Origin of the sequence: Paraburkholderia franconis, assembly GCF_009362735.1 — a bacterium.
Taxonomy (GTDB): Bacteria; Pseudomonadota; Gammaproteobacteria; order Burkholderiales; family Burkholderiaceae; genus Paraburkholderia; species Paraburkholderia franconis.
Map to the genome: position 1 here is coordinate 25921 of NZ_WHNP01000009.1, position 21765 is coordinate 47685.

Sequence of the window (21765 nt, forward strand, 5' to 3'; positions counted from 1 at the left end):
CGGGATGGCGGAAAAAGACTGCAGGAAAGACTGTGGAATGAATCGACATGCGTGTTCACCTTCGGTTATCGGTGGCAGCCCGGTCAGGACGTGCCGATCAAGAGACCGCCGCAGGATCGCTGCGAACGGAAGTGCAGGCGGTTCGTCCCTGCAAGGCCGAACCGCGCGAGGTAGCGATTCTGCGCATGAAGAAGCGTCTTGTCGCTTCGGGAATTCACTGAGGTCCGCATTAAAACTCTCGTCGAAATTCACGCGCCATTCTTATGCGGATCGAGTCGTCTAATGCGAATCCGATGGACGCTCCTTGCGATCTGGCAACATAGAGTGCTTTCTCGAAATTAAATAACGCGCATGAGCGGTGTCGATGCGTGGTCAACGTCTTCGAGACGGGACACGCGCGGCACGTCATCTAACAAGATTTACTTACATCAAACTAATTTTGACGGACTAATTTGGTTTTGTTATGGTCACGACACTTGAGAAGGACACGGCACTTGCACTGGGGAGCAAGATCCGCGCGCTGCGGCAAAGGCTGAAGCGCACGCTCGATGAAACGGCGACGGCAGCAGGCATTTCGAAGCCGTTTTTGTCACAGGTCGAGCGCGGACTCGCATCGCCGTCCATCACGTCGCTGGCGGGAATCGCGCATGCGTTGGGTGTCAAGGTGCAGTACTTCGTCGATACGCCGAGCGAAGAGCGTTCGGTGTGTCGCGCAAACGAGCTGAAGTTTTTTGGTTTCGCAGACTCGGCGAATCTGTTTGCCCGGATGACCAATCTGTCGGGGGGCCGTCAGTTGGAAGCAATCCTCGTGAGGATGCCACCCGGGCAAAAGCGTTCCGAAGTCACGACACATGCCGGTGAAGAGTTCATCTATGTCATCGAAGGGCAAGTGTCGTTGACGCTGGAAGGCAAGACCTTCGTGCTGCGCGCGGGAGACAGTGCGCATTACGAATCGACGGTGCCGCATAGCTGGGCGAATACGGCACGGAAAGAGTCGGTGGTTGTCTGGGTAGGTACGCCGAGGCTGCTTTAGAAGGCGGGCATTCAATCCTGGTTGGAAGCGCTTCCGCATGTCGGGGAGCGCGATGAATCGGCGGTGCAGGATGCCTGTAATAATAATTGTAAGGAATCCTCTATGCCGTACACCGAGCAAGGGCCACCCCGGTCCACATCACGCGGATAACCGTTAGCGGCATCCGTGCCGCTTGCGTTCCTCTCCCGACTCTTTCTGCGACTTCAACCATGAAAACAACGTTCGTCTACGCGACGGCGCTGACCGCGCTCGTCCTTACACTTCAGCAAAACGCATCGGCCGTCGCGATTCCGCCCGGTGCAACGCTCGCCGCGAGCCAGGAACTGACACGCCAGGTGCCCGGTGAAACCGAATCGCTCGACCCCGCGCACATCGAATCGTGGACGGGCAACACGATCGGTCTCGATCTGTTCGAAGGCCTCACGCGCATCGACGCGGCAGGTGCGATCGTCCCCGGCGTCGCGCAGTCGTGGACGCGCACGGCGCCTGATACGTGGGTCTTCAAGCTGCGGCACGACGCGAAGTGGAGCAACGGCCAGCCCGTCACGGCAGCGGACTTCGTGTACTCGTGGCAACGCGTCGTCGATCCGAAGACGGGTTCGAAGTACACGGTGCTCGTCGAGTTCGTGAAGAACGCGAAGCAGATCATCGCGGGCAAGGCGCCCGTGACGAGCCTCGGCGTGCGTGCCGTCGATCCGTACACGCTCGAAGTGAAGACAGAAGTGCCCGCCGCGTTCTTCCCGCAACTGACCGCAATGGCGACGATGGCGCCCGTCGACAAGGCCATCGTCACGAAGTTCGGCAGCGACTGGACGCGTCCCGCGAACTTCGTCGGCAACGGTGCGTTCGCGCTTTCGGACTGGCAGCCGAACAATCGCCTCGTGATCGCGAAGAACGGCAACTACTGGAACGCGCCGAAGGTGGCGATTTCGAAGGTCACGTATCTGCCCATCGAAAGCGATGAAACGGCCATGCGCATGTATCAGGCGGGCCAGTTCGACTACACCTACACGATTCCTTCCGGCATTTTCAATCAGGTCGACAAGCAGTTCGGCCAGCAGTTGCAGAAAGGGCTGCAGATCGCGACGTACTACTACAGCCTCAATAACGACGAGACCGTCTTCAAGGACAAGCGCGTGCGCGAGGCGCTGTCGATGGTGATCGATCGCGATCTGCTGACGTCGAAGCTGACGTCGAGCGGCGAACTGCCGATGTACGGCCTGATCTCGAAGGGCACGGAAGGCGCAGCCGTCTACAAGCCGGAGTGGGCGTCGTGGCCGATGGCCAAACGCGTCGACTACGCGCGCAACCTGCTGAAGGAAGCGGGCTACTCCGATTCGAAGCCGCTAGTGTTCACCTTCACGTACAACACGAACGATCTGCACAAGAAGGTTGCGCTCTTCGTGACCTCCGAATGGCGCACGAAACTCGGTGCGAACGCGAAGCTGGAGAACGTCGAATACAAGGTGCTGCTCAAGCAGCGCCACGACGGCAAGGTGCAGGCGTCGCGCGACGGCTGGTTCGTCGACTACAACGACGCGATGTCGTACTTCGACCTGATCCGCTGCGGCAGCGTGCAGAACGACCAGCACTACTGCAATCCGAAAGTCGACGCACTGATCGATCAGGCGAACCAGCAGACCGACGACAGACAGCGCACTGCACTGCTCACGCAGGCGCATGACCTCGCGATGAAAGACTATCCGATGATCCCGCTGTTCCAGTACTCGGCGGCGCGTCTCGTGAAGCCCTACGTTGGCGGCTACACGTCGACCAACTATCTCGACATGCGCGCGTCGCAAGACATGTACGTGCTCAAGCACTAAACGGCAGGAATCGCACCCATGCTTGCATACACGTTGCGCCGCACGTTGTGGGCGATCCCGACCATCCTCGCCGTGATCACCGCGTGCTATCTGCTGCTGCATCTCACGCCGGGCGGCCCGTTCGACACCGAGAAGCAGTTGTCGGCGGCCACGATCGCGAACCTGAACGCGCGCTATCACCTCGACGAGCCGCTGTGGCAGCAGTATCTGCACTATCTGTGGGGACTGCTGCACGGCGACCTGGGCCTGTCGTTCCGTTACACCGACTGGTCCGTCACCGATCTCGTGCTGAAGGCGCTGCCCGTGAGTCTTGGTGTCGGCGGCGTGTCGGTGCCGATCGCGGTCGTCATCGGCGTCGCGCTCGGCACGATTGCGGCCGTGCGGCGCGATAGCGTGACCGATCACGCGGTGATGGTGCTCGGCAATATCGGCAACGTCGTGCCGCCGTTCGTGCTCGGCCCGCTGCTCGTATGGGTGTTCGCCATTCTGCTGAAGACCGCGGACGGCCACGGCTGGCTGCCCGCGGGCGGTTGGGGCGAAGGCGAATGGCGTTATCGCGTGCTGCCCATCGTGCTGCTGACTTTCATCAACGTCGCGCTGATCGCGCGCGTGATGCGCGGCAGCATGATCGAAGTGCTGTCGGGCAACTTCATCCGCACCGCGCGGGCGAAGGGCCTGCCCGCGCGCACGATCGTCCTGCGCCACGCGATGAAGCCCGCGCTGATGCCTGTCGTCTCGCTGCTCGGCTCGGTGTGCATCTCGTCGATCACGGCGGCCGTCGTCACCGAATCGGTGTTCGCGCTGCCCGGCCTCGGACAGCTCGTCGTCAACGGCGCAATCAACCGCGACTACACGCTCGTGCTCGGCCTCGTCGTGCTGACTACGGTCGTCGCCGTCCTCTTCAACCTGCTCGTCGACCTTGCGTATGCATGGCTCGATCCGCGTATCCGCTACTGATACCGATGAGAACGCCACCTGTCACCTTGACCGTCGCCGGCGCGCCGCCTTCGCGCAGCCCGCTCGCGACTGCCGCGCGCCGTTTCGCGCGCAACCGCGCGGCCTTCATCGCGCTGCTGTTGCTGGTCCTCATCGTGCTCGCGTGCTTCGCCGGGCCGCTGCTGTCGCCGAACAATGCGATCGACAGCGACTGGGCCGCGATCAGCCTCGCGCCGACCTTCGACAACATGCACTGGTTCGGCACCGACGAACTGGGCCGCGACCTGCTCGTGCGCACGCTGGTGGGCGGGCGCGTGTCGCTCGAAGTCGGCTTGCTCGGCACGCTCGTGTCGGGACTGATCGGCGTCGCGTGGGGCGCGACGGCCGGCTATCTCGGCGGACGCGTCGATGCCGTGATGATGCGCATCGTCGACATGATGTATGCGATCCCCTACATGCTGATCGCAATCCTGATGATGACGCTGTTCGGCCGCGCGTTCTATCTGGTCGTGCTGACGATCAGCGCGTTTTCGTGGCTTGACATGGCGCGCGTCGTGCGCGGTCAAACGTTGTCGCTGCGCTCGCGCGAGTTCATCGACGCGGCGAAGGCGATCGGCGTCGGTTCGCGTTCGATCATCACGCGTCATATCGTGCCGAATCTCATCGGCGTGGTGGTCGTCTACTCGACGGTCACGGTGCCGACCATCGTGCTGACGGAATCCGTGCTGTCGTTTCTTGGACTCGGCGTGCAGGAACCGATGACGAGCTGGGGCGTGCTGATCCAGGACGGCGCGCAGAAGCTCGAATCGACGCCGTGGCTGCTGCTGTGTCCCGCGCTCATGCTGTGCGCGACGCTGTATTGCGTGAGCTTTGTCGGCGATGGCCTGCGCGATGCACTCGATCCGAAGGACCGCTGACATGCCATTACTCGAAGTAAAAAACCTGAGCGTGCGCTTCTCGCGCCACGACGGCGCGCCCGTGGACGCCGTGCAGCGCGTGTCGTTCTCGCTCGAAAAAGGCAGGACGCTCGGCATCGTCGGCGAATCAGGCTCGGGCAAGAGCCAGACGGTGATGGCGCTGCTCGGGCTGCTCGCGAAGAACGGCAAGGTCAGCGGCGAAGCGCTCTATAACGGCGCGAATCTGCTGACGATGAACGACGCCGCGCTCAACCGCATTCGCGGCGATCGCATCGGCATGATCTTCCAGGACCCGATGACGTCGCTCAATCCGTTCCTCACGATCGAGCGGCAGATGACGGAGACGCTGCAATTGCATCGCAAGCTGTCGCGGCGCGAAGCGAAAGCACGCGCAATCGAAGCGCTCGAACGCGTGCGCATTCCCGATGCCGCGCGCCGCATCGGCATGTATCCGCACGAGTTTTCGGGCGGCATGCGCCAGCGCGTGATGATCGCGATGGCGCTATTGTCCGAGCCCGAAATCCTGATCGCCGACGAGCCGACGACGGCCCTCGACGTCACCGTGCAGGCGCAGATCATCGAACTGCTGCGCGAGTTGAACCGCGAGCGCGGCACCGCGATCATTCTGATCACGCACGACATGGGCGTGGTCGCCGGACTGTGCGACGACGTGATGGTGATGTACGCCGGTCAGACGGTCGAGCAGGCGCCCGCGCAACAGTTGTTCGCCGCGCCTACGCATCCGTACACGATCGGCTTGCTGAACGCGCTGCCGCGCCTCACCGACGAAGACGACCAGCCGTTGCAGACCATCGCGGGCAATCCGCCGCTGCCGGGCGAGGCGTCGCAGGGTTGCGCGTTTGCGCCGCGCTGCGCGTTCGCCGAGGACGCGTGCCGCGCGACGCGCCCCGCGCTCGAACCTCTCGGCGATGAAGCGCGTGCGTTGCGCGCGTGCCATCGTCCCGTCCAGACCATCGCGGAGGTGCTATGAGCGCTCATGAAACGCTACTCCAGGTCGACAACCTCAGCGTGCATTTCCAGATCGCACGGGGCGGCTTTCCGTGGTCGAAGAAGGCGACGCTGCGCGCCGTCGATGGCGTGTCGTTCGACGTGCGCCGCGGCGAAACGGTTGGACTCGTTGGCGAATCGGGCTGCGGAAAGTCGACGCTCGCGCGCGCGATCATCGGGCTTGCGCCCATCACATCAGGCAGCGTGCAATGGAAAGGCCACGAAACGGTTGCCGCCGATGCGAGGCGAGACACCGCGCAAATTCGCCGCGACGTGCAGATGATTTTCCAGGACCCGCTCGCATCGCTCGATCCGCGCATGACGATCGAACAGATCGTCGCGGAGCCGCTGAAGACGCATCAGCCGCAACTGGGCCGCGAAGAAACGCGCGTGCGCGTGCGGACGATGCTCGAACGCGTCGGCCTGAACAATCATCATCTGCGCCGCTATCCGCATGAGTTTTCGGGCGGACAGTGCCAGCGCGCCGGCATTGCGCGCGCGTTGATCGGCGAGCCGCAACTCGTGATCTGCGACGAGCCCGTGTCGGCGCTCGACGTGTCGATCCAGGCGCAGATCGTCAATCTGCTGCGCGACCTGCAACGCGAACTGTCGCTGTCGCTGCTGTTCGTCGCGCACGATCTCGCCGTCGTGAAAGCCATCAGCCAGCGCGTGCTCGTGATGTACCTGGGCCGCGTGATGGAGTTCGGCGACAAGCGCGACGTGTATCGCGAACCGCAGCATCCGTACACGCGCGCGCTGCTGTCGGCCGTGCCGCTGCCCGATCCGGCCGCGGAACGCGCGCGCGAACACGTGCTGTTGCGCGGCGAGATCCCGTCGCCGCTCAAGCCGCCGTTCGGCTGCGCGTTTCGCACGCGCTGCCCCGATGCGATCGACGCGTGCGCGCACGAGCGGCCCGTCGTAACGGCCACGGGCATCGGCCACACGCGAGTTGCCTGCATTCGCGCCGCGATGACCTGACGAACACTCATTTCGACGAGACCCCATTCCACGACGCAGCCAGCCGCTACGTCGAGGGAGGCGTTCGTTTCCGCGACGGTGGAAACGGGCGGAAAGCGTGGTTCGGCCGACCGCCGCGCCACTGTTCAATCAACTAGAAAAAAGCTGGAGTTTCAATGACGACCCAACGAACCGCATCAGGAGCCTCGACACTCGCGCTGCTGGCAATCGGCCTGCCTGCGTTGACGATGGCGACGAGCGCGCTCGCCGACGACGCGGCCGTTCCCGCCGCCGCAAGCGCAGCCGTGGCGCAGACCGCACCGCAAACCGCACCGCAGGCCGCGCCCGCGCCGCGCGCGAAGGCCAAACCGGCGGCCACGACGCTTGCGCAGGCGACGCCCGAAACGAACAACGCCGTCGTGAACGCCGAAGCCACCCAGGCCGTCACGCCGCCCGAGCAGTTGTCGAGCCAGGCGAAGAGCAAAGGCCTCGTCGCCGACAGCCATCTGAATCTGCTGTTCCGCAACTACGCCGACCAGTTCGACAACGAAGGCGGGCCGCATCGTCACGCATGGGTTCAAGGCATGCAGGCGAACTTCGAATCGGGCTATACACAAGGGCTCGTCGGGCTTGGCGTCGATGCGTCGCTGTTCGCCGCGCTGAAGCTCGACGGCGGCAACGGCGCGGGCAACATGGTGCACGTGCGCAAAGGCGGCGGCGGCTCCGATCAGCTCGCGTGGGCATATCCGGGCATGTACGACATCAAGGGGCGCATCTCCGAGACGGTCGTCAAGTACGGCTTGCAGATCGTCGACAACAATCCGTTCCTGGAACCGCACGACAACCGCTCGTTGCCGCCGACGTTCCTCGGCGTGTCGGCCGTGAGCAACGACATTCACAACGTCACGCTGCAAGCGGGCAGCTTCACGAAGGTCGACGCGCGCGGCCACACGAATCTGACCGATATGAACACGTCGTACGGCGGCACGACGTTCAAGCGACTGAGCTACTTCGGCGGCAACTGGGACTATTCGCCGAACGGCACAGTCACGCTGTACGCGGACCAGGCTGAAGACGTGTGGAATCAGTTCTACGCGTCGATCTCGCATTCGATCGGCGACGTGAATAACGTCAAGTGGGCAGGCCTCGCGAACATCTACTCGACGCACCAGACGGGTTCCGCGCTGCAAGGACATATCAACAACAATGCGTACAGCCTGTCGCTGTCGGCGCAGCATGGTCCGCATCAGGTGCTGCTCGGCTATCAGCAGATTCTCGGCGACCAGTTCTTCGACTATGTGAACGAGACCAACGGCATTTATCTCGTGAACTCGATGGACGTGGACTACAACGCGCCGCACGAAAAGTCATTTCAGTTGCGCTATACGTTTGATGGCAAGTATGCAGGTCTGCCCGGCTTCAAGGCGATGGTGTGGGGTGTGACGGGTTGGGGCGCAGATGCATCGGCCGGCGCGGCTTCCAATGCTATCGGCCCGTACACGCGAAATGGCGAGTATGTGCACGGCACGCACCACGAAATCGGCTTTATTCCGAGCTATACCCTGCAAAGCGGCCGCTTCAAGGATACGAAGATCACGTTCATCGCGATGTATCACAAGTCGACCGCGCATTACTCGGACCCGGACAACATGGAGTACCGGCTTGTCGTGAATGTGCCGGTGAAGGTGTTCTAAGCGGCGCTTCGATGCAGTTCATGCTTGCGGGTGTCGACGTTGGATGGCCGCAAGCGCGAGAACGGCCCGCACCAATGTTCAGAAGATAACGGACACCACAATCGCCGTCCACACCGCGATCACGCCCATCAGAAACATCACGCGCGCGATGCGAACCTTCGTATCGCTGGTTTCCGGTTCGACGGGACTCGTCGCCATCCACGGCACGAGCCCGAGAAACGCAAAACCGAGTATCGCAAGCCCCGCGACGAACTTGTCGGCGAGCGTCCAGTCGCCTGCTTCCTGCAGGCCCCAGTAGCCGAGAAAGATGATCCCGATCGAGAACATCGTCGCGGAAGCCGTGCAGAGGGCGGGCACCGATCCCTGTGGAGTGGGCATGATCCACCTCGCGTGAGTCAGTGCCGTCGATTCTACTTCAGCTTCCGCACGCCCCGCCCTGTATTCGCGGCCTAAGCTGATTGTCGCGCCTGCCGTGCCTCGTATGCTTTCAGATGGCTGTACGCGACGCGCAACAACGACAGCGCACCTTGTTGCGCGTCGCCGCCGCGTGCGATCAGATCGCCGACGATATGATCCGCCTCGATGCGCGACTGCCCTTCGATATCGCGCAGCATCGATGCCGTCAACGGCGAGCCCTCGGCAAAGAGAATCGTCTGCGCGCGCGCATTGGACGTTTCGCCGAGCGGATACCCGTTTGCCGTCGCAACGGCCTTGCATTCACTCAACATGCCTTCGATCACGCGTCGCCCATCCGGCGTCTTCAGAATGTCGCCGATGGCGGCACGATGCAGACAGGTGGTGGCCGCGAGCGTCGCGAGGAACATCCACTTCTCCCACATCTGCTGAAGGATGTTGTCGGCCGCCGTCGAATCGAAGCCCGCGCCTTCGAACGTCGACGCAATCGCGCGCACGCGCTCGCTGATGCCGCCGCCGAGTTCGCCGAAGCCGATCGAATGCATGTCGTTCAGATGCACGACTTCGCGCTCGCGATTGAGCGTCGCGGCGATCACGCACTGGCCGCCCAATACTTTCGATGCGCCAAACTTCTCTCTCAGCACATCGACGTGATGCATGCCGTTTAGCACGGGCAGGATCATCGTCGTTTCGCCGACGGCGGGCGCGAACGATTCGATTGCATCGTCGAGGCTGTAGGCCTTGCAGCTCAGCAGCACGAGGTCATAGGGCTCGCTGATCTGATCCGCGAGCACGGTCTTCACGTCGCGCAACGTGACATCGCCGCGCGGGCTCCTGATGACGAGCCCCGAGCGTTGAAGCTCTTCGGCGCGCTTCGCACGCACGAGAAACGTGACATCGCGTCCCGCCTGTGCAAGACGGCCGCCAAAATATCCACCTGTGGCACCCGCGCCGACTACGAGAATTCGCATTGCATCTCCTTGGGGTTTCTTCCTGTATGTTGGGATCGCGCGCGGCTTTGTGCGTTTGACGCCATGCTCATGCGAATCAGTCTATCGTAGGTACGGCATCCCTGCGCGCGGCGAACACACCCGCGTTGCGGCAGGTTCCAGGTCAGTCCACCAACGTGAGCGTCGCGTCGCGGGTTTCCGCCAGCACGGCGTCCCCGCGTTCTATCTGCAGGCACAACGGGATTTGTCGAAATTCGACACGTTGTTGCAATCGGCTGATGCGCGTGGAGTTCGACTTTTCTCCGTACCGGTACCGTATACATCGGCAGCAGATTCAACGGGAGTCTGCGCGCGAACGCGCCCCGGCTAGTGATTCCGCGAGATCGAGCAGGTTTGTTGCAAAAAGCGCCGTGGGTCCAGTGACGAATGTCGATGCGGCATTTTTCGAAAGCCGTTCCTGCAAGGCTGCATCCGCTGCCAGTAGCGCGATCCGGTCCGTCAATGCGTCGATATCGCCCTGCTTCACAATGAAGCCATTCTCCCCGTCGAGCACAAGTTCATTCGCTACGCCGTACGTTCGCGTCACAATGGCGGGCCTCCCGGCCGCAAACGTCTCATTGATGCGCAGACCACATTGATCGAATGCACCCGCGAGCACGACGAAATCGGCAAGCGCAAAGATGGTCGGCATGTCCCGGTTGTGACTGAATCTACGATCGTGACTTTATCCCTGCCGCGTCGATCAGTGGCAATGTGCAGCTGCCGTTCGATCGGCTGGAGTATCGAACGTGACTATCCGGACCTGATGCAGGAACTCGAATTTGGGTACTACCAAGGCGCGGTAATAGCTCGGCTTTGACCACCACGCGGTACTGGTCATTGCAGCGGTTGTCGCCAAACGAAGAGAATTGTGCTCTTGGTCACATAATTTACGTGCAAGGCGATTTCTAATTTTGCTTAATTGCGCTTAACCGCACGGAAGCAAAATGAAAGAAAAGACGATTCAGTTACTGAGAGAGCAATCGCTGCTTAAGACGGCTACCGAGGAAGAGTTAAAGCAGATCGCCGAATGGACGCGTATCAGCCGCGTGAAGTCAGCAGAATATGTGGCATTCGCAGGCGACGCAAACTCTGGTCTGCATATGCTGCTAGAAGGCGAGTTGCGTTCGTTCGTTGTGTCAGTTGACGGACGCGAGATCCCAATTCGCACGTATAGCAGCGGACAAGCCTTTGGCGCTGCAACAATAATTCAGCGCGTTCCATTGATATTTAGTGTTGCAGCGATAGGTCGCAGCACTATTGCCACGCTGAGTCGTACGCACGCCCGCACACTCTTTCGATCTCCCACGATCGTGCATTCGGTCAATGAGTTGATGGCGGCTGAGATTTTGGAATGGGCGCGGCGTTTTGCGGGATCGGGCTCGCCACGTGCGAAGACTCGCATTGCAGCGTTGATCGCTTCCAGTTTGAGAGAACATGTCTCAGGGGAATGGCCAGTAGTGGAAATTCCGGACCAGGCAACAATGGCAGCTTTAGCTCAAGTAAGCCGCGAAACCGTATCCCGGGTGCTAAAGTCTCTCGAGACCGATGAGGTGATCGTCCGGATGGGGCGGCGTTTACGTATTCGCAATGCCGCCAGGTTGCAAAGAATTGCTGCGGGATTTGAACTTGATTGATATCTAAACTGGCCGCTTGCTTGCCTTGTTTTGTCAGCGCCGGAAGGAGTCAAACGTTTGCGGTTACCGATTGAGCGCGTTCCCAAGTCTGACTGGTAATCCTTTCACAGTGTCAGCGCTTATGTTCATTGCAAAGATCTGACGCGTGCACTGATGTCTTCCCGGCGCCCCCTCTACTTGCGTCAGGCTCGCTCTGCCTCGACGGAATCGGTTACCGAACGTCTTTTCACGTCCGTTGCGAGGCCGCCGTTGGCTTTGGTATATGCAGTCTGGCTGCTCCGAGTCGAGCACCCGCGATGCTTCACGGCCGCCTGAAATAGATGCGCAAAAAGGGCTGGCTGCTGCTTGCCGAAACAGATGATAGGCGACGCAAACAGCTCGAACTCTCGCCTGCGGCGCAGGAGAGGCAAGCTCATTTCACGCCATCAGGTCCCGGACCGATAGGCGCCCATGATCTCCGCGAAGAAAATGATTTTCCTGCTCAGGCCGTCACGGCACGCGTCGATCGGCGACTGCGCCGCGAAGCACAATGCGGTTACGCTCGAACATCTCTGCCCAACCTTGAGGCGATACCATATAGTCGCTGCAATCGCCGTGCTCGATGATCAAGTCGCTGAAGATCTCTGACCCGCGATATGAAAAAGCCTCGAAACCGGGCTTGTTCGTCGCGAACAAGTCGAACTGCGTGTGCGGCAAAAGCGCCGAAAGTGCGCGTTGAATCTCCATGCATTGATCGGGTTGAATGTCGCCGTAATCGCCATTCAAATACGCCGGATCGTTGCCGCATCTGTTTCGGACGAACAACACCTTCTTGCCGTCTAGTTCGTTGACGAACCGATCAGCGCGTCGAGCGTATTTCTTTCGCAAATCCATGAGCTGTTTTTCCACGTCGCCCACAATCACCCGACCGTCTTCATCTCTTGCGAAATCGTGGTGATACATGAGATTGAACCGCGTGTCGACGACGGTCCCCCGGTCCGCCGGAATAGACAAATTCGACGGCTCGAAAAGGCCACTGAATCGCGCATCAAGAACATCGAGCAGCGCATGAAAGGGCGTCATCCACCAATCGAACGGATAAGCCTTTCCCGTCTTGAAGTGATGGCGGATATTCCAGGTCACTTCGCAATTTGAGCCAATGCTTACGACCTGATCATATGATCTGTCGAGGGGACTCTTTCGGCCAAACACGGCAAATTTTTTGAGGAATTTTAGCTTTGCTTGCATGAATGTCTCGGCGGCAATGCAGTTTCGTTCGTCGCGGAATGCGGCTCAAATGTGTGCTCGCAGACTTCCGACTCTTCGCACGTGCCTGGACACGGGGCGCGCCTTGCCTTGGCACAACTCCTCAGCGATACCTTTTCAGGTCCAATGCGAGGACGGGTGCGCTCAGGTCCCGAATAAGCTGCCGCGCCTGTTCCGGCTCAAGCGTGAACGTATAGACTCCATTGGGGTCGATGGGCACCAAAGTAGTACCTTCTGTCACGGGACCTGGTGCTGCCAGGGGGTGACTCATATTTGTTCGAGCGCCAGCTCAATGCGATTGAGAATGGCACGCTGTTGCACGTCGTCCGGTGACAGGCTCCCCTGAATGGCTTTTAGTGTCTCGATGAGAATCGAGTTCGTCTTCCATAGCGCCAGCAGGCGCACCTCGTAGTCAATCAACTGCTTCCGGTTGGAGCTGTACATATCGCGTATGAGGTGGGATAGGCGAAGATGAAAACGGTCAGCCCCGAAGCAGCGAATCGTCCCATCCATCCACTACGCCTTCGCCCTCTGCGGCTCGCGCCAGCGACGCGCTGCGTTGCAGTTCCAGTTCGCGCAGAGCAGTGTTTAGTGTCGAGATGAGTTCCTGCGCCTGGTCCTGCGTCAGCAGGATGGTCTGCACCTGCTGTTCACGGGTCTGTGTGTCCGAAATTGCGCGGCCCGACAGCCGGATATTCGACTGGCCGTAGGTCGATTCGGCCTGGACATTCCAGCGGCCAGTGGGAATGAGTAATCGCTGCACGATGTCTCGCCCGAATACATCGGGTCTTGTTGGGTTGAACGTGTCTTGAAGAAGTGGACAATCAGCAGCCGATAGACGGGCGCGGAAAACTTTGCTTAGTTATCCAAGTGACCCGTCAGCAAAAACCCCGCCTCTTTGTGAGAGGCGGGGTTCAATGGCTAAAACTCTACGAATTTACAGCTTAGGAAGCCAACGTGAAGGCGTGCGGGTTGAGAGGTGCACCCGCAGCACCGACAACGGTGTGAGCACCCGTCAACTGGATGAGCGTGTCGCCAGCCTGCAACGTGCCGGTACCTGCAGCCACGCTCTCAACGACGTAGGTGTTGCCACCGTACTGGAACGCAACAGCCGAATGCGCTGCCAGGCCGTTGTCTGCCGCCGCGAGCGCGGACGCAAAGCTGCTCGCGCCGCTGATGACGGTCTGTTTTGCGTCCGACACTTGAGCAACCGACGCAAGAAGAGCATCGTGCAGCGTGATGATGTCGCCGGCACCAGCACCGTTAATGACCGTGTTCGCAGCCGTCACACCCCCAGCATTCACTGCGCCAGTAGCGCCGAGCACGCCGACGTTAATCTGGTCGACGCCCGTCGCGGCCGAATGCGCACCGAGATTGACGGTCGCCGAGTAGCTGCCCGTCGCATCCGTGCCGCCACCAGCCGAGAGGTCAACCAGGTTCGAGCCCGTGCCGACCGTTACCTTGACGGTACCGTTCAAGCTGTCATCAGTGATGAAGTTGTTGCCGTTGCCGAGCGTAATCGTATCGGTAACGCCTGCGCCTGCCGCACCGCTGAGGTGGATGTTGACGTGCGCGTTGTCGGTTGCGCCCGAAAGCGTAAACCCGGTCTGCGCACCCGTTGCTGCCGGAACCGTCAGCGAGTTGGCACCAAACGCGACATTGCCGTTCAGGGTCAACTTCGTCAGGATGGCGTCGCTGAACGCCGTGCCGTCGCCGACCGTCGCCGTACCCGTTCCCGAGTTGGTAATGGTCAGGTTCGTGACCGTGCCGCCGCTAACAACGAGGTTACCGACGTCAGCGTTCGCCGTACCCGTGAACGTCAGCGTGCCGAGGTTGTTGTCAGTCAGGGTACCAATCGTCGTACCGTTTTGGCCCGACTCCGTCGAGTTAATGGTGAAGGCCGTTGCTTGGTGTGCCGACTCGCTCAGCGAGGTAATCGTCAAACCAGCCGTACCGCTGACGTTCAGAACGGAGAGGCCGTTATCGTTAAGCGCGCCGATGGTATCGACTGCACCGCCCAAGACACCAGCATCGGTACCCGTCGTGGTGAAGTTCACCGTGTTGATACCAACCGCGTTGGCATCCTGCAACGTCAGAGCACCAATAGTGAGGTTCCCGAGCGCCGAACCGATAGTCACGTTAGCCGTGTCGGTAGCACCATTGGTGTCCGCGTACGACAACGAAACCGTACCCGCAGACACGCCCGAGCCAGCAATGTTCAGCGTCGTACCCGCTGCAGCATTGATGATGGTGTTCGCGACGCTAGCAGCGGTATTGGAGGCAGTAACGTCGACGGCGTTGAAGCTCGAGCTGAGCTTGCTCATGTCCCACGTCGCGGCACCGGAAGCTGCGCCCAGACCCATAACGCTGAAGCCCGTCACGTTGGTGTTGGTCAGGTGTCCAGCCGTTGCGTTGAACGTCCCCGCAGCGTTGTTGAAGATAACTTCGTTATTCGCTGCCGAGCCGCCCGTGATGGCCTTGGTCGCGTCAGCCGAAATCGTAATTACATCCTGGCCCGTCGAACCTACGAAGGTTTGCTTCGTTGCATCAAGCGTCGCCGTAATCTTGCCGCTCGACGTCGTCGTGAACGAGGTCAGAGCGGTGTCGGCGGCCAGCGAACCGCCATCGTTGAAACCAGCAGCGCCGGACACCGCAATGGTCGTAACCGAGGTCGGAACGGTGCTCAGATTCAGAACATTCGTGCCGGAAACATTAATCGTCTTCAGATTGCTGTCGGTGATGGTCAGGTACGAGTCCTTCGCGCCCGTCGTAACATTCAACGTCTTGATTTCGTTGTTGGTATCAGCAAGCGTGACGTTAGTTACGACACCGGTCGTCGCCGACTTCGAGCCCACGCCATTCAACGAAAGGGCCAGTGCCGTATTCGTCGGAGTCGTTGCCGCGTTCGTCAACGTCAGCGTGCCCGTGCCACCCGTCAACGACAGCGACGTCAGCGCGTTGTCGTTGATTTGTGAGCCCGCGCCGAAATTGGCCAGCGATACCGAAGTGATGGTGTTGGCCAGGGTGCCCGAGGCAGCGTTCACGTCGCTGATAATGACTTGGCCGTCTACCACGCCGGCAACAGCAGGCTTAGCCAGAACAGCAGCGGCCGCCGTCGATGCGGGGACCGCTTGCAAACCGGGAGCTGCGGTAGTTCCTGCGTTGGCCGTCGATACACCAGGAACAGCCGTTTTCGTATCAGCAGCCATAGCCGCAGCCGTTTGATTAACGGTCACAGTGGTGGTAGCCGAAGTACCATTGACGGTGATAACGCCACCCGTCACGGTGTTACCTGCGCCAGCCTTTTCATTCAGGTTCGCCGTAACCGAGACAGTCGTGCCGCCCTTCACGTTGATAGCGTCAGCAATCGCTGCACCCGTTTGGGTCGCCAGCATGTTTTCGGTGACCGAAACCGTACCCGTTGCCTGCGCCACAGTACCGACATTAATGGTACCGCCAGCCGTCACGCCATTGGCCGTCACCGAACCGTTCGAACCGCCTTGAACATTGATGGTCGTCGCAGCAGCAGCAACGTCGGCCAGCGTCACGGCGGTCGTGCCAGCAGCGGTGATACCTGCGGCGCCGCCAGCTTCGTTGACATTCAACGTCGTCAAACCCGTAAAGCCAGAGAAGTCGCTCGTACCCGTCGCGCCACCGGAGACGAGGTTGACCGTTTGCACGCCCGAAACCGAGACGGTCGTCGGCAATGCATCGCCATAGACGGTCGACGACGAAGACGTTCCCGTCGTGACGCCACCCACCACCGTCGACGTGGTTGTGGTGCTGGTCGTGCCATTGTCGACGATATTCAGGGTGTTACCGCTGCCGGCGCCGACAATCTTGTCTTGAGCCGTCAACGTTGCACCGGTACCGATGGTGCCGTTGACCACGTTGTTGTTACCCGACAGCGTAACGTTATCCACACTCGTAGTGAGCGTAACCGTCTGACCAACCGTGCCGCTGCCGATATTCGCGACCGTCGTCGACAGATTAGCCGCTTGCGCTGCTTCCGATGCCGAGTCCGTCACCAGCGTCACGGCCGCGCGTGCGTTGGCTGACGCTGCATCGCCGTTGTAGGCAACTTGTGCCGACACCGATTGCGACACCGCTGTCGTGAATGCCTTAGCGTAACCGAACTTCGCCTGGATTTCGGCCAGGTCGCCATTCTGCGCACCGTTGTAAATGTTCAGTGCGACGGACGCCAGTGTGAACGTACCCGCATTGATGGCTTGCACGTAGAAGTTCAGGCCCGGCAGGTCTGCGTCATGGCCGAACAATTGATTGTAGATCGCGTTAACCTGGGCAGCCGTGCTCGAGCCACCATAGAGTTTCGTCGATTCCGTCGAGTTGCCGAACGCGTTGATGATGACATTGATGTCGCCACCAGCCTTGTCCATCTGCGTCGCCCAGTAGTCCTGGCCTGCCGGATCCGCGGGACGACCATAGTAGGCGATATAAGCCTGTTGAATCTGTTCGTAGTATTGTGCTGCAGCCATTTCTAGCTCCGAAAATTATTTATACACGTGTTTGCGTCATCAAGTGACCGGTCCCCGCGCTGTCCAAGACCTCCTGGTCCGGCGCGTCCTTCAACATCAAACGCGAACGCATTTTCAGATGAGTCAACACGCTATATTGTGATGGGGCTCACAAAACGTGAAATTGTGAATCTGGATGTCACTTAAAGAATTGAGCGATCGACATTACAGTGTGCACGCCGCAATTTCAGACTCAGTGAATAAGGAAGAACACTGTTCCACTTCGACTTGCCTCGCAAAGGCAAGCACGTAGCGCGATCTGATATGGGATTAACGGCTCACCCAACTACAGTTGCGGTGCAAATAGCGGATAGGGGTATAGCGCCCAACGATCGCGGGGGTGTTCTCAGATAGGAAACCGCTCGTCAAACGGCGAGCTCTGACTGGCAATATTGCAGAGGCGTACCGCCGCATATAGGAGGGCCGCCAGCCTCGAGGGCGAAACTGGCGGTTACATCTACTTCTGAGCAACTATGGCTGCTCACAATAATGCGAGCGCAACAATCTTAACGGCATGCCTTGACCTTTTTTGTGACGACAATCACACCATGTGATCAAGAAAAAGCCGCAATTTTTGCACCGCCCCGTCAAAAGCCTTCCGCAGACGCAGGTTGATTCGCCGCCGCCCTGCCCGACGTTTCACGTAATACTCACTCGTGGCGCAGTGTTTATGCAGACCACCTGCAATGAGCTCCGCAGCGCGTGAAGGTCCTCGTCGTTGAAGTTGGGTTGGGCTCAGGGAATTTGCCGAGCAGACCTTGCTGATACACGTTGTGCGTCAACGGCTGGAACGTGACCTGATATCCCGTAGGCGAGTCTTGCATGCTGAAGTTGAGATCATAGTTCACGCCTGATCCTGCCACGCCATTGTCTGTGCACGCGTGCACGACGAATGAGTTAGGGCATCAGGTTCTCGAACATCAATCTGTAGTACCTCGCGTTAGCCATAACCTTGATGCTGCCGTTGCCGTACCCGACATCGCGGACGATGATCATCGAGTAGGATCACTGCCTTTAGCCGGTGTGGATGCCAAGATCGTTTGGAATCTTGAGGACCACCGGTTGGTCCTTTGACACGTCGGTCCGATCGGCATCGGACGTCCGCGCACCCAGGCCCCTTTGAGTCGCTTGCTGTAGCGACCTGGTAGCGCCGCAGTTCGACGCCATAGACCGCCGACGATGGACTGAAGCACTGCGCAACGCCGCTCGGCATTCTATCGATCATCGGAGATACGACAGCACCCTGGCTCAGTCTGCTGACTGGCCAGTATCAGCTCGGTTCGACCGTTCTTGTTCTCAAGCTGTTGGGGCAGCAGTCCAACGGTATCGTGGTTGTGGATCGTGGCCGCGCACTGGGCGCCGCGATGGCCGAGCGCAACCTCGCCGCCACGCGGCGAGCAGCACAGAACGTCGAAATGCAGCGCCGACTACGGAATGAGCCCGACGATCACGTTCGCCACGCAGAACACGGAGGCCGGATTTTCCAACCTGCTGGCAATGGTACCGTGTGTCGGCGTAGCGCTGGCAGGCGCCGTAGGCACCATGACCACAATGGAGGCGTCCACGGCACTCACGCTCGTCGACTCGTGCTCGAGCGTTCAGCTTGCTGCGGCAACGGCCTCGGCGCGCGATATCGACTTGATGTGGTCGCCAGCGTGAAATCCAGCAAGAACCACGGGATGATCGGCGGTTATTCGACTACGCCGCGAGGCAAAGCGACATTACTGCAGTGGCGGGTTTGCGCAGGAAAAGAGCCCGACGCCTAAATGACTTGCGCTGAGCGGCCTGACCCGCCGCTAGTACATACCGAAGACTTCACCACCCAGCCTGGCCCGATCAACAGCGAGGCCGGTCGGTTCCACTCTGTTGCCCCAAGAAAGACTGGATTTCCGTCAGGTCTCGACACGACGTTTTGCCAACACCGAAACGACCCGTGCATCATCCGCTTCAGGCCAGTTCGACTCCCGATGCTATCCTCCGCAACATCGTGATATCCCGAATGCGTAATCGCCGGCCGATGCGGACAATAACGCCCCTTGACTCGAGTGATTTTAGAACTCGCGACACAGTTTCGCGACTCACTTTGGCCAGTGCTGCTACGGTTGCCTGATCTGGTATCTCGACCGCTGGCCACTCATCCACTTTTTTATCTCCGATGGACGTTGCGATCAGGGCCGAAACCCTGGCGCTAGCACGAGACAGTCCCGTTACAGAATAACGTTGAACCATCTGCAACAGATCCGCCGACATCATTTCGTTCACGGCCGGGGCAATCCTCGGTGAACGCATTAGCGACATTGCTTGCGCGCGATTCAGAATGGCGACTGTCGCATGGGTGATGGCAGCGATATTCCATGGCAAAACCGCGCGCTGGATGATTGTCGCAGCGCCGAACGTCTGTCCTGCGCTATAGGTGCGCATCGGAATTTCGTGCCCGTCTTCCGACGAGACAAACGAACGCAATTCGCCTTCAAGCAACATGAAAAGCGGGGAACTTGCGTCACCGGAAAAGGCGACATATTCGCCCGGGGTGAAGTGATTAACGCGCGCCAATCCAGTGGCCAGTTCTATCTCTTCATTGGTTGCGCTCGAAAATAGCGCTAGGTTTCTCAGATCGTGGCTCGGAGTTTCGTTTTTCATTTTCTTGCCCAAGATGCGAGACGCATTCTAAGAGAAAGAAAGAATCTATTCGCATGTTTTGTCGTTTTACAACATTTTACAATTTGTGAAACGTTTGCGATTTGGCCGGCTCTTTGATGACTTCGTGAATTGTAAGGATATTTCCGTTGTTTTCGGCGCTTTGTTTTGCGGCGTCGTAATTTTGTGAAATATAATTTCAACCTTTTCATTGAAAGAGCGAGTTCGCCATTTCGTGCAAAAGTTAACCGATTGGTCAGAATCTGTGTTAGCCGCGATTTTTGACCGTCGTTGATTTATCCGTTTTTTGGCTCTGACTGGCAGCCGAAGCGGACTTTGAGTGCGAGTACCGTTAAACGTCATGTTGTCAATTTCAACATGACGCGATTGAAGAGCGCCTGTGAAGCACGCTTAACGAGGTGTGCTTACAAGCGCGGGTACAGTCACGCCTGCATCAGGAAAGTCGCATTCGGAACTGTCGCAAAAGGGTGTGCAAGTCATCCGATCATTCATTCGGTTATTTCGTGCTCTGCGTCACGAGATGCACTTCTGCCAAGGGTAACGCTAGCCGACGCTGGCCACGATTCGTCCGCCTCAGAGCCCTGCTTCCAGGGTATCAAAGGCAGTTGGGATGTTCAAGCCACCTTTGGCAGAACAGCTTTCCGGGCACACAGTCCGCGCATCAACCAGTTTTTCAGATGCTCGGAAAGCCCACGTTCAAGCAGACTGTGAGCTACGTTGGCGACGACGATAGCAACCACCGTCGTCAGAACGAGAAACGAGTACCCATACGACAGGTTGCCATATCCCATCTTCACAAAAAGGTCGCTGAGCACTTCTTGCACCAATGGGTGCCACAAATACAAGGAGAACGATATATCGCCAAGATAGGTCAGCGCATTGGGCGCGGCCAGTTGCAGCCGCTTGCTGGCGAGTACCAGCGCGAGCATCAACGGTATCAACGACAGCCCCCATTGGGTGATGCCGTGTCCCATCTGGAAGCGCGCCATGTATTGCCAAAGCACAAAAGACACGGCCGTGAATAGCAGCAGTTTCAGCGTCGACCTGTTACGAATCTCGATACGTGACCGGTAGACCAGGCCGAGGATGACGCCCGCAGCGAATTGCCAGATGATCGGCGACGTCAAAAGCTGGCAGTACGCGTGACTGAATCTATAGTCGGTAAAGGCGTCGAACGTGATCTGGCCGTGCAGGCAAGGAATCAACAACAGCGTCACACTGAGCCATACACTCAGCGCAATCCATCGTCCGCGACCGAATAGCATCGACAGACCGAACACCGCATAAAAATACATCTCATAGTTCAGCGACCACCCGACCGACGGAATCGGGAAGCCAAAGTCGGGCGGCGTGCCGTTGCCAGTAGGCATAAAGAGCAACGTGTACAGAAGTTGTCGCAAATGGCCCGGAATCTGAAAGAAATGCCGGCCGTGCCACACCACTCCGACGAATGTGAGCGACGCGACGGCGTAGACGGGCCAGACACGGCAAAAGCGCTTGATCAAGAATCCGAGGACATAGGCCGTTGAGCCATCGGAGTGCGTGGTTGTATGAACCATGATGAAGCCGCTAACGATGAAAAAGAGCGCCACCCCCATCATGCCCGCAGGGCCGAACAGAACATCGCCCATGCCCATTCCGTAGGGACTAATAAAGCGGCTGCCATGGTAAAGCACGACCATCAACGCAGCGACGCCGCGAAGCGCCTGGATAAAGGCCAGCTTCTGGTTTGGCATTTGGGTCTGTTCGAACTGCTCAGGCATGTTGATGTGCGGCAGGAACCGAGAAATGTTCAGTTAACGGAAGCGGTTGGTATGAATTTAGAAAAATCGGTGGAATTGGTTGTAACGACATGCAAGTAAGGTGGTTGTCCGATCGCCCAGCGCACCATCGCATCAGTTGCACATTTGCGTTGT

The 21765-nt window shown here is 59.2% G+C and carries 18 protein-coding genes; 9 read left to right on the forward strand and 9 right to left on the reverse strand.

All coding sequences use genetic code 11. The features are described 5' to 3' along the window. Positions 1–463: 463 nt before the first annotated feature. The 7 genes from GCT13_RS11965 (at position 464) to GCT13_RS11995 (ending at position 8371) form a co-directional block, all read left to right on the forward strand. A complete protein-coding gene (locus GCT13_RS11965) occupies positions 464–1033 on the forward strand; it encodes a cupin domain-containing protein (protein ID WP_152758142.1) in 570 nt (189 codons plus the stop codon). A gap of 209 nt (positions 1034–1242) precedes the next feature. Further along, the gene (locus GCT13_RS11970) at positions 1243–2859 is read left to right on the forward strand and encodes a peptide ABC transporter substrate-binding protein (RefSeq protein ID WP_152758143.1); all 1617 of its coding nucleotides are present in this window, start codon (positions 1243–1245) and stop codon (positions 2857–2859) included. A gap of 18 nt (positions 2860–2877) precedes the next feature. Further along, positions 2878–3816, forward strand: a complete 939-nt coding sequence (locus GCT13_RS11975; protein ID WP_152758145.1) for an ABC transporter permease subunit — start codon at positions 2878–2880, stop codon at positions 3814–3816. A gap of 5 nt (positions 3817–3821) precedes the next feature. After that, a complete protein-coding gene (locus GCT13_RS11980; protein ID WP_152758147.1) occupies positions 3822–4712 on the forward strand; it encodes an ABC transporter permease in 891 nt (296 codons plus the stop codon). 1 nt (position 4713) lies between these two features. Continuing rightward, complete coding sequence (locus tag GCT13_RS11985) at positions 4714–5703, forward strand: ABC transporter ATP-binding protein (RefSeq protein WP_152758149.1); 990 nt, start codon at positions 4714–4716, stop codon at positions 5701–5703. Then, positions 5700–6698, forward strand: a complete 999-nt coding sequence (locus GCT13_RS11990; protein WP_152758151.1) for an ABC transporter ATP-binding protein — start codon at positions 5700–5702, stop codon at positions 6696–6698. Before GCT13_RS11985 ends, GCT13_RS11990 begins: the two co-directional genes overlap by 4 nt. A 155-nt stretch (positions 6699–6853) precedes the next feature. Continuing rightward, positions 6854–8371 carry an OprD family outer membrane porin gene (locus GCT13_RS11995; RefSeq protein WP_152758153.1) on the forward strand — a complete coding sequence of 506 codons (1518 nt, stop codon included), beginning with the start codon at positions 6854–6856 and terminating at the stop codon, positions 8369–8371. 78 nt (positions 8372–8449) lie between these two features. Here the strand turns inward: GCT13_RS11995 and GCT13_RS12000 are convergent, their stop codons facing one another. The 3 genes from GCT13_RS12000 to GCT13_RS12010 all read right to left on the reverse strand — a co-directional run bounded on the left by GCT13_RS12000 (position 8450) and on the right by GCT13_RS12010 (position 10426). Then, positions 8450–8749, reverse strand: coding sequence for a hypothetical protein (locus tag GCT13_RS12000; RefSeq protein WP_152758155.1), 300 nt, complete (start codon positions 8747–8749; stop codon positions 8450–8452). Positions 8750–8820: 71 nt separating this feature from the next. Continuing rightward, positions 8821–9756: a 2-dehydropantoate 2-reductase gene (panE, locus tag GCT13_RS12005; protein WP_152758157.1), complete on the reverse strand. Its 936-nt coding sequence runs from the start codon at positions 9754–9756 to the stop codon at positions 8821–8823. 313 nt (positions 9757–10069) lie between these two features. Further along, positions 10070–10426, reverse strand: a complete 357-nt coding sequence (locus GCT13_RS12010) for a glycosyltransferase (RefSeq protein ID WP_152758159.1) — start codon at positions 10424–10426, stop codon at positions 10070–10072. Positions 10427–10721: 295 nt separating this feature from the next. Between GCT13_RS12010 and GCT13_RS12015 the strand changes: the two genes are divergently transcribed. After that, positions 10722–11411, forward strand: coding sequence for a Crp/Fnr family transcriptional regulator (locus GCT13_RS12015; RefSeq protein WP_152758161.1), 690 nt, complete (start codon positions 10722–10724; stop codon positions 11409–11411). A 489-nt stretch (positions 11412–11900) separates the two neighbouring features. Here the strand turns inward: GCT13_RS12015 and GCT13_RS12025 are convergent, their stop codons facing one another. From GCT13_RS12025 to GCT13_RS12040, 4 genes are all read right to left on the reverse strand, one after another. Then, complete coding sequence (locus GCT13_RS12025) at positions 11901–12638, reverse strand: DUF1796 family putative cysteine peptidase (RefSeq protein ID WP_152758163.1); 738 nt, start codon at positions 12636–12638, stop codon at positions 11901–11903. Positions 12639–12923: 285 nt separating this feature from the next. Then, positions 12924–13169 carry a hypothetical protein gene (locus tag GCT13_RS12030; RefSeq protein WP_152758165.1) on the reverse strand — a complete coding sequence of 82 codons (246 nt, stop codon included), beginning with the start codon at positions 13167–13169 and terminating at the stop codon, positions 12924–12926. Then, a complete protein-coding gene (locus GCT13_RS12035) occupies positions 13138–13419 on the reverse strand; it encodes a hypothetical protein (protein WP_152758167.1) in 282 nt (93 codons plus the stop codon). Before GCT13_RS12035 ends, GCT13_RS12030 begins: the two co-directional genes overlap by 32 nt. Positions 13420–13600: 181 nt before the next feature. Next, complete coding sequence (locus GCT13_RS12040) at positions 13601–17152, reverse strand: beta strand repeat-containing protein (protein WP_152758169.1); 3552 nt, start codon at positions 17150–17152, stop codon at positions 13601–13603. Between the two features lie 1473 nt (positions 17153–18625). On the opposite strand from GCT13_RS12040, the gene GCT13_RS12045 reads away from it, so the two are divergent. Beyond that, the gene (locus GCT13_RS12045) at positions 18626–18850 is read left to right on the forward strand and encodes a hypothetical protein (protein WP_152758171.1); all 225 of its coding nucleotides are present in this window, start codon (positions 18626–18628) and stop codon (positions 18848–18850) included. 288 nt (positions 18851–19138) lie between these two features. On the opposite strand, the gene GCT13_RS12050 is transcribed toward GCT13_RS12045, so the two are convergent. After that, entirely contained in the window at positions 19139–19831 is a 693-nt protein-coding gene (locus GCT13_RS12050; protein ID WP_152758173.1) for a Crp/Fnr family transcriptional regulator, read from the reverse strand. Between the two features lie 632 nt (positions 19832–20463). After that, positions 20464–21612: an acyltransferase family protein gene (locus tag GCT13_RS12055; protein WP_152758175.1), complete on the reverse strand. Its 1149-nt coding sequence runs from the start codon at positions 21610–21612 to the stop codon at positions 20464–20466. Positions 21613–21765 lie beyond the last annotated feature (153 nt).

Excerpts from the sequence above, each read along its gene's own strand:
- GCT13_RS11965 (WP_152758142.1), top strand. The coding sequence starts at position 464 with ATGGTCACGACACTTGAGAAGGACACGGCACTTGCACTGGGGAGCAAG.
- GCT13_RS11970 (WP_152758143.1), top strand. The coding sequence starts at position 1,243 with ATGAAAACAACGTTCGTCTACGCGACGGCGCTGACCGCGCTCGTCCTT.
- GCT13_RS11975 (WP_152758145.1), top strand. The coding sequence starts at position 2,878 with ATGCTTGCATACACGTTGCGCCGCACGTTGTGGGCGATCCCGACCATC.
- GCT13_RS11980 (WP_152758147.1), top strand. The coding sequence starts at position 3,822 with ATGAGAACGCCACCTGTCACCTTGACCGTCGCCGGCGCGCCGCCTTCG.
- GCT13_RS11985 (WP_152758149.1), top strand. The coding sequence starts at position 4,714 with ATGCCATTACTCGAAGTAAAAAACCTGAGCGTGCGCTTCTCGCGCCAC.
- GCT13_RS11990 (WP_152758151.1), top strand. The coding sequence starts at position 5,700 with ATGAGCGCTCATGAAACGCTACTCCAGGTCGACAACCTCAGCGTGCAT.
- GCT13_RS11995 (WP_152758153.1), top strand. The coding sequence starts at position 6,854 with ATGACGACCCAACGAACCGCATCAGGAGCCTCGACACTCGCGCTGCTG.
- GCT13_RS12000 (WP_152758155.1), bottom strand. The coding sequence starts at position 8,749 with ATGCCCACTCCACAGGGATCGGTGCCCGCCCTCTGCACGGCTTCCGCG.
- panE (WP_152758157.1), bottom strand. The coding sequence starts at position 9,756 with ATGCGAATTCTCGTAGTCGGCGCGGGTGCCACAGGTGGATATTTTGGC.
- GCT13_RS12010 (WP_152758159.1), bottom strand. The coding sequence starts at position 10,426 with ATGCCGACCATCTTTGCGCTTGCCGATTTCGTCGTGCTCGCGGGTGCA.
- GCT13_RS12015 (WP_152758161.1), top strand. The coding sequence starts at position 10,722 with ATGAAAGAAAAGACGATTCAGTTACTGAGAGAGCAATCGCTGCTTAAG.
- GCT13_RS12025 (WP_152758163.1), bottom strand. The coding sequence starts at position 12,638 with ATGCAAGCAAAGCTAAAATTCCTCAAAAAATTTGCCGTGTTTGGCCGA.
- GCT13_RS12030 (WP_152758165.1), bottom strand. The coding sequence starts at position 13,169 with ATGGATGGGACGATTCGCTGCTTCGGGGCTGACCGTTTTCATCTTCGC.
- GCT13_RS12040 (WP_152758169.1), bottom strand. The coding sequence starts at position 17,152 with ATGGCTGCAGCACAATACTACGAACAGATTCAACAGGCTTATATCGCC.
- GCT13_RS12045 (WP_152758171.1), top strand. The coding sequence starts at position 18,626 with ATGAGCCCGACGATCACGTTCGCCACGCAGAACACGGAGGCCGGATTT.
- GCT13_RS12050 (WP_152758173.1), bottom strand. The coding sequence starts at position 19,831 with ATGAAAAACGAAACTCCGAGCCACGATCTGAGAAACCTAGCGCTATTT.
- GCT13_RS12055 (WP_152758175.1), bottom strand. The coding sequence starts at position 21,612 with ATGCCTGAGCAGTTCGAACAGACCCAAATGCCAAACCAGAAGCTGGCC.